The sequence below is a fragment of the Bradyrhizobium sp. AUGA SZCCT0169 genome (genome assembly GCF_018130085.1).
Taxonomy (GTDB): Bacteria; Pseudomonadota; Alphaproteobacteria; order Rhizobiales; family Xanthobacteraceae; genus Bradyrhizobium.
Map to the genome: position 1 here is coordinate 24,406 of NZ_JAFCMC010000037.1, position 12,031 is coordinate 36,436.

At 62.3% G+C, this 12,031-nt stretch carries 12 protein-coding genes and 1 pseudogene; 4 read left to right on the forward strand and 9 right to left on the reverse strand.

The genetic code is table 11. The features are described from left to right. Nucleotides 1-18 precede the first annotated feature (18 nt). The 3 genes and pseudogenes from JQ609_RS28875 (at nt 19) to JQ609_RS35315 (ending at nt 3,357) form a co-directional block, all read left to right on the forward strand. On the forward strand, nt 19-1,188 hold the full coding sequence (locus JQ609_RS28875; RefSeq protein ID WP_212276207.1) for an aminotransferase: 1,170 nt from the start codon (nt 19-21) through the stop codon (nt 1,186-1,188). 5 nt (nt 1,189-1,193) lie between these two features. Continuing rightward, nucleotides 1,194-2,300 (forward strand): polyamine ABC transporter substrate-binding protein, encoded by a 1,107-nt coding sequence (locus JQ609_RS28880; protein ID WP_212276208.1) that lies wholly within the window; start codon nt 1,194-1,196, stop codon nt 2,298-2,300. A 248-nt stretch (nt 2,301-2,548) separates the two neighbouring features. Next, nucleotides 2,549-3,357 (forward strand): annotated as a pseudogene (locus JQ609_RS35315) (pyridoxal-phosphate dependent enzyme). A gap of 39 nt (nt 3,358-3,396) precedes the next feature. Here JQ609_RS35315 and JQ609_RS28895 read toward each other — a convergent pair. Next, nucleotides 3,397-3,555 carry a hypothetical protein gene (locus JQ609_RS28895; RefSeq protein ID WP_212276210.1) on the reverse strand — a complete coding sequence of 53 codons (159 nt, stop codon included), beginning with the start codon at nt 3,553-3,555 and terminating at the stop codon, nt 3,397-3,399. A 26-nt stretch (nt 3,556-3,581) separates the two neighbouring features. Here JQ609_RS28895 and JQ609_RS28900 point away from each other — a divergent pair, with 26 nt between their 5' ends. Beyond that, complete coding sequence (locus JQ609_RS28900; RefSeq protein ID WP_212276211.1) at nt 3,582-4,262, forward strand: hypothetical protein; 681 nt, start codon at nt 3,582-3,584, stop codon at nt 4,260-4,262. 234 nt (nt 4,263-4,496) lie between these two features. Here JQ609_RS28900 and JQ609_RS28905 read toward each other — a convergent pair whose 3' ends face one another. The 8 genes from JQ609_RS28905 to JQ609_RS28940 form a co-directional block, all read right to left on the reverse strand. Next, nucleotides 4,497-5,432, reverse strand: a complete 936-nt coding sequence (locus tag JQ609_RS28905) for a lipid A biosynthesis lauroyl acyltransferase (RefSeq protein ID WP_212276212.1) — start codon at nt 5,430-5,432, stop codon at nt 4,497-4,499. Nucleotides 5,433-5,452: 20 nt separating this feature from the next. Next, entirely contained in the window at nt 5,453-6,730 is a 1,278-nt protein-coding gene (locus tag JQ609_RS28910) for a beta-ketoacyl-ACP synthase (RefSeq protein ID WP_212276213.1), read from the reverse strand. 103 nt (nt 6,731-6,833) lie between these two features. Next, nucleotides 6,834-8,036 (reverse strand): beta-ketoacyl-ACP synthase, encoded by a 1,203-nt coding sequence (locus JQ609_RS28915; RefSeq protein WP_212276214.1) that lies wholly within the window; start codon nt 8,034-8,036, stop codon nt 6,834-6,836. After that, the gene (locus JQ609_RS28920) at nt 8,029-8,502 is read right to left on the reverse strand and encodes a 3-hydroxyacyl-ACP dehydratase FabZ family protein (protein WP_192740420.1); all 474 of its coding nucleotides are present in this window, start codon (nt 8,500-8,502) and stop codon (nt 8,029-8,031) included. The genes JQ609_RS28915 and JQ609_RS28920 overlap by 8 nt, the downstream gene beginning before the upstream one ends. Nucleotides 8,503-8,511: 9 nt before the next feature. Beyond that, nucleotides 8,512-8,805 (reverse strand): acyl carrier protein, encoded by a 294-nt coding sequence (locus tag JQ609_RS28925; protein ID WP_192740419.1) that lies wholly within the window; start codon nt 8,803-8,805, stop codon nt 8,512-8,514. 180 nt (nt 8,806-8,985) lie between these two features. Then, the gene (locus JQ609_RS28930) at nt 8,986-9,348 is read right to left on the reverse strand and encodes a hypothetical protein (protein WP_212276215.1); all 363 of its coding nucleotides are present in this window, start codon (nt 9,346-9,348) and stop codon (nt 8,986-8,988) included. Nucleotides 9,349-9,479: 131 nt separating this feature from the next. Beyond that, nucleotides 9,480-10,058 carry a peroxidase-related enzyme gene (locus JQ609_RS28935; protein WP_212276216.1) on the reverse strand — a complete coding sequence of 193 codons (579 nt, stop codon included), beginning with the start codon at nt 10,056-10,058 and terminating at the stop codon, nt 9,480-9,482. Nucleotides 10,059-10,251: 193 nt separating this feature from the next. After that, a complete protein-coding gene (locus tag JQ609_RS28940) occupies nt 10,252-11,997 on the reverse strand; it encodes an ATP-binding protein (RefSeq protein WP_212207379.1) in 1,746 nt (581 codons plus the stop codon). Between the last annotated feature and the right edge of the window lie 34 nt (nt 11,998-12,031).

Sequence of the window (12,031 nt, forward strand, 5' to 3'; positions counted from 1 at the left end):
AGGGACTGCTTTGAAAAAATGACCTCCATGAACAAGGTCTTCGCCGACCTTCCCGTCACCGTCTTCGAGGCGATGTCTCAAGCCGCGCGCGACAACAACGCCATCAATCTCGGGCAGGGTTTTCCGGATGATCCCGGGCCCGAGGACATCAGGCGCGCCGCCGCGGACGCGTCGATCAACGGCTATAACCAATACCCGTCAATGATGGGCATTCCGGAGTTGCGGCAGGCGATCGCCTCCCATTATGGACGCTGGCACGGGTTGAACCTCGACCCGATGAGCGAAGTGATGGTGACCTCGGGCGGCACCGAGGCATTGACGTCGTCCATTCTTGCCGTCGTCGAACCCGGCGATGAGGTCGTCTGCTTCCAGCCGGTCTATGACAGCTACCTGCCCATCATCCGCCAGGCCGGCGGCATCCCGCGGCTGTTGCGTCTCGAGCCGCCGGACTGGCGGCTCAGCGAGGAGATGCTGCGCAGCGTCTTCAGTCACAAGACCAAGGCGGTGCTGTTCAACAATCCGCTCAATCCGGCCGCCGTGGTCTATCCGCGCGAGGACCTCGAATTGCTAGCGCGGTTCTGCCAGGAGTTCGACACTATCGCGATCTGCGACGAGGTTTGGGAGCATGTCACCTTCGACGGCCGCGAGCACATCCCGCTGATCACGATCCCGGGTATGCGCGACCGCACCATCAAGGTGGGCAGCGCGGGCAAGATCTTTTCGCTGACGGGGTGGAAGATCGGCTTCGTCTGCGCCGCGCCACCGCTGCTGCGCGTGGCCGCGAAGGTGCACCAGTTTCTCACCTTCACGACGGCGCCCAATTTGCAGGCCGCCGTCGCCTACGGTCTCGACAAGCCGGCCGAGTATTTTTACGACATGCGCAAGGAGCTGGCGCGGAGCAGGGATCGCCTGACGAAGGGGCTCGAGAGCATCGGCTTTCCTGTCCTGAAATCACAAGGCACTTATTTCCTGACCGTCGACCTGTCGCCGCTCGGACTCAACGAGACCGACGTGCAATTTTGCCATCGCATCGTCAACGACTACAAGGTCGCCGCGATCCCGGTGTCGGCGTTCTACGAACAGGATGCGGTGACGTCGGTGGTGCGTTTCTGTTTCTCCAAGAAGGATGAAACGCTGGACACGGCGCTGGAGCGTCTGTCGGACGCGGTGCATCGCCGGAAGAGGTAGAAGAGATGCGCGAGCGGACCCGCAATGTTGTCGGTTTCATTGCCGCGGTTGCCGCGATCCTGTTGCTGTCGCCGGCGAGGGCCGAAGAGCGCACGGTCAATTTCTACAATTGGTCGAACTACATGGCGCCTGGCGTGTTGGAGGATTTCACCAAGGAAACCGGCATCAAGGTAACTTACGACACCTTCGACGCCAACGAGACGCTGGAGACGCGGCTGCTGGCCGGAAAATCCGGCTACGACGTCGTCGTTCCCACCGGCTATTTCCTGCAGCGCCAGATAACGGCCAAGGTTTTCCTGAAACTCGACAAGTCGAAACTGCCCAACCTCGCCAATGCCTGGCCGGTGGTGATGAACCAGCTCGCGACCTACGATCCCGGCAATAATTACGGCGCCAACTACATGTGGGGCACCACCGGGATCGGCTACAATGTCAAAACGGCGCAGAAGATTTTGGGCGCTGACGCCAAGATCGACAGCTGGGACATCGTCTTCAAGCCGGAGAACCTCGCAAAATTCAAGGATTGCGGCATCCACATGCTGGATTCCGCCGACGACATTCTGCCTGCGGCGCTGAGCTATCTCGGCATCGATCCGAACTCGACCAAGCAGGCCGATCTGGAAAAGGCCGCCGATCTCGTCACCAGGATCAGGCCTTATGTCCGCAAGTTTCACTCGTCGGAATATCTGGGCGCGCTGGCGTCGGGCGAAATCTGCTTCGTGGTCGGCTGGTCGGGCGACATCATGCAGGCGCGCAGCCGCGCGGCGGAGGCCAGGAACGATGTCGAGATCGGATACACCATCCCGAAGGAAGGCGCGCAGATGTTCTTCGACAATCTCGCGATCCCGGCCGACGCCAGGAACGTCGCGGAAGCCTATCAGCTGATCGACTATCTCTACCGGCCGGAGGTCGCCGCCAAGAACTCGGATTTCCTGTCCTACGCCAACGGCAATCTGGCGAGCCAGAAGCTGGTCGATCCCAAAATCCTCAATGACAAGAACATCTATCCGGACGAAGCGATCCAGAAAAAGCTGTTCGTGATCAACGCCCGCGATCCCGCGACCCAGCGCATCATCAACCGGCTCTGGACCCGGGTGAAGACCGGGAAGTAGGATAGGCACGATCGCGCGACGAAATATTGCGGGTCAGCTTCACGAGAAAAGTCGGACCGTCACAACAGCTGATTAGACAGGTATGTGAATCTGCCTGATAAGCGGCGATGTTCATTCGCATTTGCCGCTAAGTCGAAATGCCTGGTTCGTTGATCGTTCCTTCCCCCGGCGATCTCCAATTCATTGCTCGCCACGCACTAAAGACTCCTGTGCGAACTTCGCCCGTGCTGGACGCGCAGGTCGGGCGGATGATCCACGTCAAGGATGAGACCGTTCAACGCAGCGGATCGTTCAAGTTTCGCGGTGCCGTACTTGGGTTAGGAAACGCCGAGCGAGGTGTTGTTGCTGCCGGAGCAGGAAATTTTCCAATCGCGGTTGGTTTGGCGGCTCAGGTGCTCGACAAACCAGCCTGTCTGTTTATGCCCGGCGACGCACCAGATCTCAAACGAGAACAGGCGCGGAAAACCGGAGCTGAGATGAAGATCGCCGGGCGGTCGGAGCTAACTGCACGTGCGCAGGCGGAAGCGCGGAGACGCGGGTGGCGTAACCTGCACGCCTTCGAAGACATCGAGATGATTGCGGGAAGCTATACGCTTGGTTCGGAGGTGGCAGCCGCCATTGAGGCGAGCAGTGCTGCTTCCGATGCGGTGGTTGTGGCCTGCGGCGGTGGCGGACTGGCTGCGGGTGTGACTCTTGCGCTGCGGTCGCGGTCTATTTCCGCTGCGATCTATGTTGTCGAGCCCGCCACCCACCGACGATACGCCGGGCACGCGAAGCGGGGATGCCAGTCCGGATCGAATCTTCAGGGGATACGATATGCGATGCGCTGCGCGCGCGTCAGATCGGGACGCGCGCATTCGAAATCCTGGAGCAGTCGAACGTCCGGGTGTGCGCGGTCGATGACGAGCTTGTGCAGGGTGCAAGGGCGCTGCTCCACGCGACATGCGGCATCCGGGCGGAGCCGAGCGGAGCGTTGGCGATGGGAGCGGTCCTCGGCGGCGCCATCGGCAGCGAGCATTCGCGCGTCTGGGTCATTGCTTGCGGAGGAAATGCGTAAACCGTTGCCGTTGGAGAGAGAATGCCAGCGCCGCAAGGCTCAACCTGGAAAGCTCTTGTTAAACGCGGCGGCGTCACCGGTTCCTCCAAGGTGGAAAGGCTTGCCGCTGCCGGCAAGATTTTCCGGTGTGCGGTCCAGTCTGGCTGTGGGAACACCAGTCTTTTCAATCATCTCCGGTGGCATGGCGATTGCTTTCACCCTGAATGCTGCGGAAGGGTGTATCGATGATTACGAGTACGGCTGGTGCCGGGAGCTATTTGCGTCCCGCGCAAACCTCTTCGACGACGGTGTTGACGCGGGCCGACGCGTTACCCGTGCCCCAGGCAGATGCAAGCACCACAACGGAAAAAGCGAAGCAGGGCATTCCGGTTTCGGAGCTGAAGAAGCTCGACACATCCGGATTGAAGGCCGTCTCGATCAAGGACCACCCCGAGCTGCGCGACCGGATGGCGATGATGTGGCTGGCGACGCAAGCCGCGAATTCAGCCGCTGCCACCGATGTGCCCGACAATGCGCCGCAAAACATCTATGCCACCGTCAAGGTCAACGGCAAGGTCGTGGCCACCCTTTATAACGGCGGGTCTTCGGTGATGACGAACGCCGCCGCGGCAACGGTCGGGGACCTGCAAGATCCTCCCGGCCTGATCGGTGGCCCTGATCTGGCGCAATCGCGCGCGGAGCGTATCGCGAAAGGCGTGGGCGGGACGATCGAGAAGGCTTCCACGGCGATCACGCAATCGGCATGGCGGCCACGTCAGAGCGTGTCGACAAGCTATACACGCCAGCAATTGGATGCGGCCTTCGAGGCGATGCAGGCGGAAGGGCAAAAGGCCATCGCGCAGCGGCAGACGGGTTATTCAGTTCCGCAGGGGTCCGCCGGCGCCTATGCGGATATCAGTGCCTGAGGCTGCCTGGGGCTATGCCGTAAGATCCCGGATGTTGTTGCGCTACTGTTGCCGGAACCCGAGGCAGATTCTATAGCTGCCGCCGGGAGCATCACATGACCAACATCTTCACGTTCTTTTCGACGCGCACGCTGCTGCAGATCATCTTTGTCCTGGGGGCGACCGTCGCGATGAAGGCCTGGAACCTCGGTTTGGTGTTCGGCGGCTAAGCCGGCCCGGGCTACCAACGGTGCGCTACCGCCACCTTCGGTGCAGCCACAGCCACTGGTCCGGATATTCGCGCACCCAGCCCTCGATGACAGAGGTCACGGCCTGCATCGTGCCGGCGATGTCGATCTGTCCTGACGCATCGCGCACCGGCTTGACCTCTTCGGAGAGTTCGGCGCGGAAGCGATGGTTGGGCAGGCGAATGATACGCACGCCATGGATCGGGCATTCGACCTGGCGCACCAGCCGCGCCAGCGTCGGATTGGCCTTGGTCTTGCGGCCGAAGAAGGTGACGTCGACGCCGTTGGTCAAATACTGATCGACCAGCATCGCGACGTGCTGGTTGTTTTGCAGCGCTTCGGCGAGCTTGAGCGGCGCCTCGCGGCCGGCCGGAATCAAGGTGCCCATTTTGACGGCGCGGATCCGCTCGATCGCGCGATCGGCGGATTCGCTGTTGGGCCGCCGGAACAGGATCGCGCAATCGAGCCCGTGCGCGACGGCGCCGAGCGCGGGTATTTCCCAATTGCCGAGATGGCTCGCGAAGATGATGGCCGGCTTGCCGTCGTCCCGCAGCGTATCGAAGATCTGCTTGGTCCGCGCGCCGAACTCGATGCGGCTGGGCTTGTCCGGATGATCGACGTCGTAATCCCAGATGTGATCGAGATGGGCAAATTCAGCGCCGATGCGGCCGAGATTGTCCCAGACGCCGGCCAGGATCTTCTCGATCTCTTCCGGCGATTTTTCCGGGAAGGCGGCCGTGAGGTTCTCGCGGCCGATCCGGTCCTCACGCAGCCTGCGGCCGATGAAGCGCGTGACGCGGCCGAAGAAATTGGCGGTCTTGTCCGGATCGAAATAGCGCGTGGTGCGCAACAACGCGATCGTCAGCCCGCCAACGGCGGCTTCCGCAACCGGCTTGGCGGCGTCGCGCAGGCGCGCCTTGGTTCGTAGGAGCAGGCGGTTCATGTTCTCAAAAAGCGCAGCTGCTAAGCCGGTTCACGCGTCAGGATCAGCGAGGCATTCTGCCCGCCGAAGCCGAACGAGTTGGACATCACGGCCGTGACGCGGGCGTCGCGCGCCTTGTTGGCGACGACGTCGAACAAAATGGCCGGATCCGGAACCTCGTAGTTGATGGTCGGCGGAATCCGCTGATGCTCGAGCGTCAGCAGCGAGAACACGGCCTCGACCGCGCCGGCGGCTGAAATCGTATGCCCGACCATCGACTTGTTCGACGACACCGGGATCTTCGGCAAATGATCGCCGAATACGACGGCGGTGGTGTTGTACTCCATCTTGTCGTTTTCCGGCGTCGCGGTGCCATGCGCGTTGATATGGTCGATCTGCTCCGGCTCGAGGCCGGCATCGGCCAGCGTCTTGCGCATGCAGCCGATGATCGGCTTGCCGTCCGGGCTGGAGCGGGTGCGGTGGAACGAGTCGGTCAGTTCGCCGCAGCCGGCGACGACGCCCAATATCCTGGCGCCCCGCGCCATTGCGGACTCATAGCTTTCCAGCACCATTGCGCCGGCGCCTTCGGCCATGACGAAACCATCGCGGTTCTTCGAGAACGGTTTTGAAGCCGCTTGCGGCGGATCGTTCTGCGTCGATAGCGCCGACAGCAGCGAGAACCGCACCAGGGCTTCCGGATTGACCGAGCCGTCGGTCGCCACGCACAGGGTGGCATCGGCGTCGCCGCGGCGGATCGCTTCAACGCCGAGCTGGATCGCGGTCGCACCGGACGCGCAGGCGGTGGAGAGCGAGATCGGCGAGCCCTTGGTGCCGTAGGTCTCGGCCAGATGGCTTGCCACCGAGCCGAACATGAAACGGTGATGGAACGCCGAGAATCGGCCGCCGCCGCTGACGCGCAGCATGTCCTCATAGCCGAAATCGGTCTTTCCGATTGCGCGCCCGAGTTCCAGCCGCTGCGGCCACTCGACCTCGACGGGTGCCACCGCGAGGAACAGCGGCCCGGGGAAGTCGGCCTTGCCGCCGATGGCAGCCTGTTCGAGCGCTTCCTCGGTCGCCAGTTTGGCCAGCTGCTCGGTCAGTCCCGTCGAGGAGACGGGATCGACACGGACGAAGTCGACCGTCCCCGCCATCGTCGACTTCAGGCCGTCGATCGGGAAGCGCGTCACGGTGCGAATGCCGGATTCGCCCGCGGTCAGCCTGGTCCAGTTGTCCTTCTTGCCGGCCCCAAGCGACGTCACGACGCCCATGCCGGTGACGACGACGATCGGCCTGCCGAATTTATCGCGTGGTGCTGACATGTTTCCCCCGTCGATGCTGCGCCGCAACTGCAAGCGCTCGCGCGCTCATTTCATGGTCTCGGCGTGATCCCGCCTGAACAGCGATCTTGTTCCGGATCACGCGCTACTTGATGGCCTCGACCAGCGCCATGCCTTCGCCCTGCCAGTGACCGGCCCCGAGCACCACAATCTGGTTCGGCACACCAGGCTTTTCAACCTCGAGCCCGGTCGGATCGTTGGGCGGAAAAAGCGCGCCGCGCGACAGCGACAGTGCCGCCAGCGCCAGTCCCAGCGGAAACTGGGTTTCCAGCGTGTGGCCGAACATCGTCCCGGTGGCGCGGACGGCAAAGCCGGGATGCTGGCGCAGGAATTCCTTTTCTTCCGACGTTACCGGTCCGACGCCCGTTGCGCCGGTAATCAGGTTGCCGACATCGCCGGTGACGCCGAGCTTCGGCCACAGCGCTTGCAGCGATTTTGTCACCGCGCCGGGTTGCTTGCGTTGGGCGAGGTCGGCGACCACTTTGGTCAGCCGGGCGTAGGGCTTGGCGCCGCGGGCTTCGGCGTGCTCGCGGGATTCCATCACCAGGAAGCAGCCGGCGGAGCCGAGCGCGAAACCGCCTTTGTCGTCGCGCTGCCACACCGGGGTGTATTTCTCGGTCAGATTGAAATCGCCGAACTCATAGAGGATGAGTAGATCGGGGCGCTCGCCATTATGCGCGGCGCCGACCAGCGCGATCTCGCTCTGCCCGGATTCGATCCGCGCCAGCGCGATCCGCGCCGCATCGATGGAGGCTGCTTCCTCGCCCATGAAAGTGCGCGAGGTTCCGGACACGCCATGGACGATGGCGATGTTGCCGGCGAGCAGGTTGGAGAGCTGGGCCAGAAACAGAGTCGGCCGCAAATCATTCATCAGCCGTTCGTTGAGGAAGGCCGGACTCGAATTACCCTTGGCGTCGGCGTTCATGATCGCGAGGTCGACGGCAATGTCGCGCTCGCCGCCGCCGGCGGCCACGATCATGTCCATCCGTCCCAGGATTTCCTGGTTGCCTTTGACGCCGGCGGAATCCAGCGCCAGCCCGGCGGCATAGGTACCGATGCGCTGCCAGGCTTCCATCTGGCGCTGGTCGCCCTTTTTCGGGATCTGCGCGTCAAAGCTGACCGGGGCGAGGGGATGGACGATGTAAGGCGCGAAGCGCTTGTCGTCGACATTGATGCGCTTCTGGTTCAGCGCATCCCAATGCGCATCCAGTCCCTCACCGAGCGAAGATACGATGCCGATGCCGGTGATCCAGACTTCCTTGGCAGCCGGTGCCGTGGGTTCAGTCATGCTTCAGCACCTGCATGGGGAACCCGATCTTTTCGGCCATCGCGTCCATGTGGACACGAAAGGCAGGGTCGGGGAATGGGGTAAGGCCGAAGGTTATTTCAGCGCTGCACTTCAGTTCCTTGCCGATGCGGCCCTTGGCCTTGGTGACCGCAAAGCCGGAACCTTCGTGCTCGACCTTGGCTTCGATCGTCAGCAACTGACCGGGACTGACGAAACCCCGCATCTTGGCTTCCTTGACGATGGCCAGGAACGGCATGCGCTCGAACTTCAACACGCCGAGCAAAAGCCAGCCCGAACTCTGCGCCATCGCTTCGGTCAGCAGGACACCGGGCATGATTGGAAAGCCGGGGAAGTGCCCCTCGAAAATCGTGTGCTTTTCCGGAACCTGGGCTTCGACCACAATCGTCCGTTCGCCGAGATTGAGGTCGACGATACGGTCGATCAGCTTGAAATAATCAAGGTCCATGGTGGGCGATTACGCGCCCGTGCCCGCGTTCTTGGCCGCGACCAGTTCGTCGATACGATCGGCGAGATTCTTCAGCACGAAGTACTGTTCGGTCGTGGCCTTGCCGTCGTTGACCTCCTGGGTCCATTTTTCGAGCGGCATCTTGATCCCGAACGCCTTGTCGATGGCAAAGGCGATGTCGAGAAAGTCCAGGCTGTCGATGCCCAGATCGTCGATGGCGTGACTCTCCGGCTTGATCGTGTCGCGCGGAATGTCGCAAGTCTCGGCGATAATGTTGGCGATCTGATCGAATGTAGAAGACATCATTAAGCCTTTGATATACTGGAGATAAATCCGGGACGGCTAGGGGGAGGCGGGCGCGGCGTTTTTCCCTCGGCCGGAGTCGAGAGCCCGTATATCGGAGCGCAGCCCTGAGTTCAATGGAGGTTGGCAACCCCTGTGGGGACCGATTTATCGGCAAAAACGGCCGTTTAGGCCTGCCTTCTAACTGTGCGGCATCGCGGAAATCCGGGCGCAGTCCCGGCGTCCCATCAGCACGCAATCCTGGGTCTTGCGCAGATCGGCAATGCTGATCGCGAGCCATATCCCGATCACCGTCAGCGCCATCGTGAAGGCCAGGGCCGCAATGTTGGCCAGCATGCGATGGCGGAAGTCGTCCGGCTCGTCACGGGACCGTTCGTAGCGGGACAGATCGCTTGCCGCCGGTTGGGCACTGGTCGGGGCGGGCGGCTGGACATTGCCCGCGGCGGGCTCGTCCCGCCGGCTGGGGGGATGGGCCGAGGTGCGCGGCCGGAATTTGACCACGACGTGCTCGTCATCCCCTTGTATGGGCAGCTGAGTCTTCACTGCAGTCGGTCCACAAAGCTTGTATTCCTGTTTAGCATGCCGGCCGTGCTTCCAACATAAAATGTTGGTGCGTATCCACGCAGGCCCATCCCCGCAGAGTCTCATGGAACCAAGGCTTGGCGAGCGTGTGGCTATTTCGGCAGCCGCCCCATCATGTAGAACTCGTCGTTCGGCCGCATCGCGGTGACGTTGGCCAGCCGGTTCGACAGCGCAAAGAACGCGGAGATCGCCGTGATGTCCCAGATGTCGTCGTCGGAGAATCCGTGGCCGGCGATCTCGGTAAAATCCTGTTCGGAAACCGTGTTCGCCTCCTGGCTCACCTTCATGGCGAAGTCGAGCATGGCGCGCTGGCGCGGCGTGATGTCGGCCTTGCGGTAGTTGACGGCGATCTGGTCGGCGATGACAGGGTTCTTCGCCCGGATGCGCAGGATCGCGCCGTGGGCGATCACGCAGTAATGGCACTGGTTGGCGCTGGACGTCGCCACCACGATCATTTCGCGCTCGGCCTTGGAGAGGCCGCTGTCCTTTTCCATCAGCGCATCATGATAGGCAAAGAACGCGCGAAACTCGTCGGGACGGTAGGCCAGCGTCAGAAAGACATTGGGCACGAAGCCCGATTTCTCCTGCACCGCCAGGATACGGGTGCGGATATCCTCCGGCAGCTTGTCGAGGGAGGGCGTCGGAAAGCGTTTTGGAACAGGCTGCGTCATGGAATGGTCCCGGCTTTGGCCGCGCGATGCGGCGCTGATGGCTGAACCATATAAAGCGTTTTCGAGCGAAGTGGATACCGGTTCGCGTGAAGAAAACGCGTCAACACAACCGCGTTTGCTGCCGAGCTAACTGCCCGGGACTTGATCCCGGCAGGCGGGTTCGCGCCCAAAAAACCTGCGCGAACACCAATGGTTAGCGCAGCGGCTTCTTCAACAACGAGAAGCGATCGGGATCCAGGCCCAGCGACGGCTGCAGCATCGGCGCTTCGATAGAACGCGGCTCCAGCGTTCGTGCGGCGGGCCGTTCGTTGATCATGGGATCGTTGGGAACGTCGCGATGTGAGGTCGCGCCACGCCAGCGGTCCAGCACGGCGCTGACGAAATGCATGTCATGGCCGGCGGCAACCGACGGCGCGGTCGCAATCGTGGCCTCGCTGCGCGGCAATTGATGGATCGGCACTTCCTTGAAGCGCAACCGCGTCGGCAGTGCCACGCCTTCGCCGAACGCCAGCACTTCGCGGGTGCCGAGCGAGGGCACGAACGACAACAGATTGGCGGCGGCGTCCGAGACGGCCGAGCGCAGCAGGGCCTGGTCGCGGTCGTTGGCAAGGCGCATCGCAAACAGCGTGTTGCACTGGGAGATGATGGTGGCGTCGAGTTCGGCCGGACGCTGCGTGACCAGGCCGAGATAGACGCCGTATTTGCGGCCTTCCTTGGCGATACGCGAGACCGCCTTGCGGGTCGGTCCGAAACCGATATTGCGGTCGGCGGCGGCGTAACGATGCGCCTCCTCGCAGACGAACAGCAGCGGCGAGACGCCGTCGCTCCAGAGGCCGAAATCGAACGCCATGCGGCACAGCACCGACACCACGGAATCGACGACTTCGGCGGGGAAGCCGGCGAGCTGCATGATGGTCATCGGCCGGCCATTGGCGGGCAGGCGGAACAGATGGCTGATGACTTCCGCCATGGTGTCGCCGCCGACATTGGCGTTGTCGAACATGAACGCGTAGCGCGGGTCGTTGCGCACGGTTTCGATGCGCGAAATCAGCTTGTGATAGATGATGCGCGATGAGCGATTCTCCAGCTTGCCCATCCGCTCGTCGATCAGCGAAATCAGATCGACCAGCCGGTAGGGCACCGGCGTATCGACGGTGTAGCCGATCGCCTTGGGATCGATCCGCTTCAGCCCGACCCGGTCGGCGTTCTGGTACTGGGTGTAGATGCCCTTCGCCATCGGAATGACTTCGGCGAGAATATCGAGCTCTTCGGGCACGCCGGGGCGGCCGGCGAACAGGACGTCGACGATCTCTTCGAAATTGAACAGCCAGAACGGCAGTTTCAGGTTCCGCGGGTTGAGCACCAGCGCCCGGTCGCCGAAGCAGCGGCCGTATTCGTTATGGACGTCGAGCAGGAAGATGCGCAGGTTCGGCCGCGACTTGAGGATTTCGTTGAGCAGCAGCGAGACGCCGGTCGATTTGCCGACGCCGGTGGAGCCGAGTACGGCGAAATGCTTGGAGAGCATTTCCTCGACGTCGACATAGGCGATGACCGAGCGGTCCTGTTGCAGCGTGCCGACATTGATCTGGTCCGAACCGGTCGGGGCATAGACCGTGCGGAGTTCCTGATTGGTGATCAGCTCGACGGCATCGCCGATGGTCGGATAGTTGGTGACGCCGCGCTGGAATTTCGGACGATCGCCGCCGAGGATTTCGCCGAGCAGGTCGACGCCCGCGCTGGCAATGTAATTATCGGAGCTCGGCAGATCCTCGCAGGTTACGTCGGTGATCATGGCGACGATGGTGGAAGTTGCGCAGCGGATGCTGATGAAACGGCCGACAGTGGCGCGTACTTCCGAGGTAGCCATCTGGCTTACCGCAAGAAGTCCGACCCGGGCGAGGGAGCCGCGCACCGAAATCACACGTCCGAAGGATGTCACGATGTTGAACCTGGCATGTCATGAGATTGATCTG

Bases quoted from the DNA above. Each gene is read 5' to 3' on its own strand.
- JQ609_RS28915 (WP_212276214.1), bottom strand. From the start codon at position 8,036: ATGACTGAACCCACGGCACCGGCTGCCAAGGAAGTCTGGATCACCGGC.
- JQ609_RS28935 (WP_212276216.1), bottom strand. From the start codon at position 10,058: ATGACGCAGCCTGTTCCAAAACGCTTTCCGACGCCCTCCCTCGACAAG.
- JQ609_RS28925 (WP_192740419.1), bottom strand. From the start codon at position 8,805: ATGTCTTCTACATTCGATCAGATCGCCAACATTATCGCCGAGACTTGC.
- JQ609_RS28905 (WP_212276212.1), bottom strand. From the start codon at position 5,432: ATGAACCGCCTGCTCCTACGAACCAAGGCGCGCCTGCGCGACGCCGCC.
- JQ609_RS28900 (WP_212276211.1), top strand. From the start codon at position 3,582: ATGATTACGAGTACGGCTGGTGCCGGGAGCTATTTGCGTCCCGCGCAA.
- JQ609_RS28910 (WP_212276213.1), bottom strand. From the start codon at position 6,730: ATGTCAGCACCACGCGATAAATTCGGCAGGCCGATCGTCGTCGTCACC.
- JQ609_RS28875 (WP_212276207.1), top strand. From the start codon at position 19: ATGACCTCCATGAACAAGGTCTTCGCCGACCTTCCCGTCACCGTCTTC.
- JQ609_RS28880 (WP_212276208.1), top strand. From the start codon at position 1,194: ATGCGCGAGCGGACCCGCAATGTTGTCGGTTTCATTGCCGCGGTTGCC.
- JQ609_RS28920 (WP_192740420.1), bottom strand. From the start codon at position 8,502: ATGGACCTTGATTATTTCAAGCTGATCGACCGTATCGTCGACCTCAAT.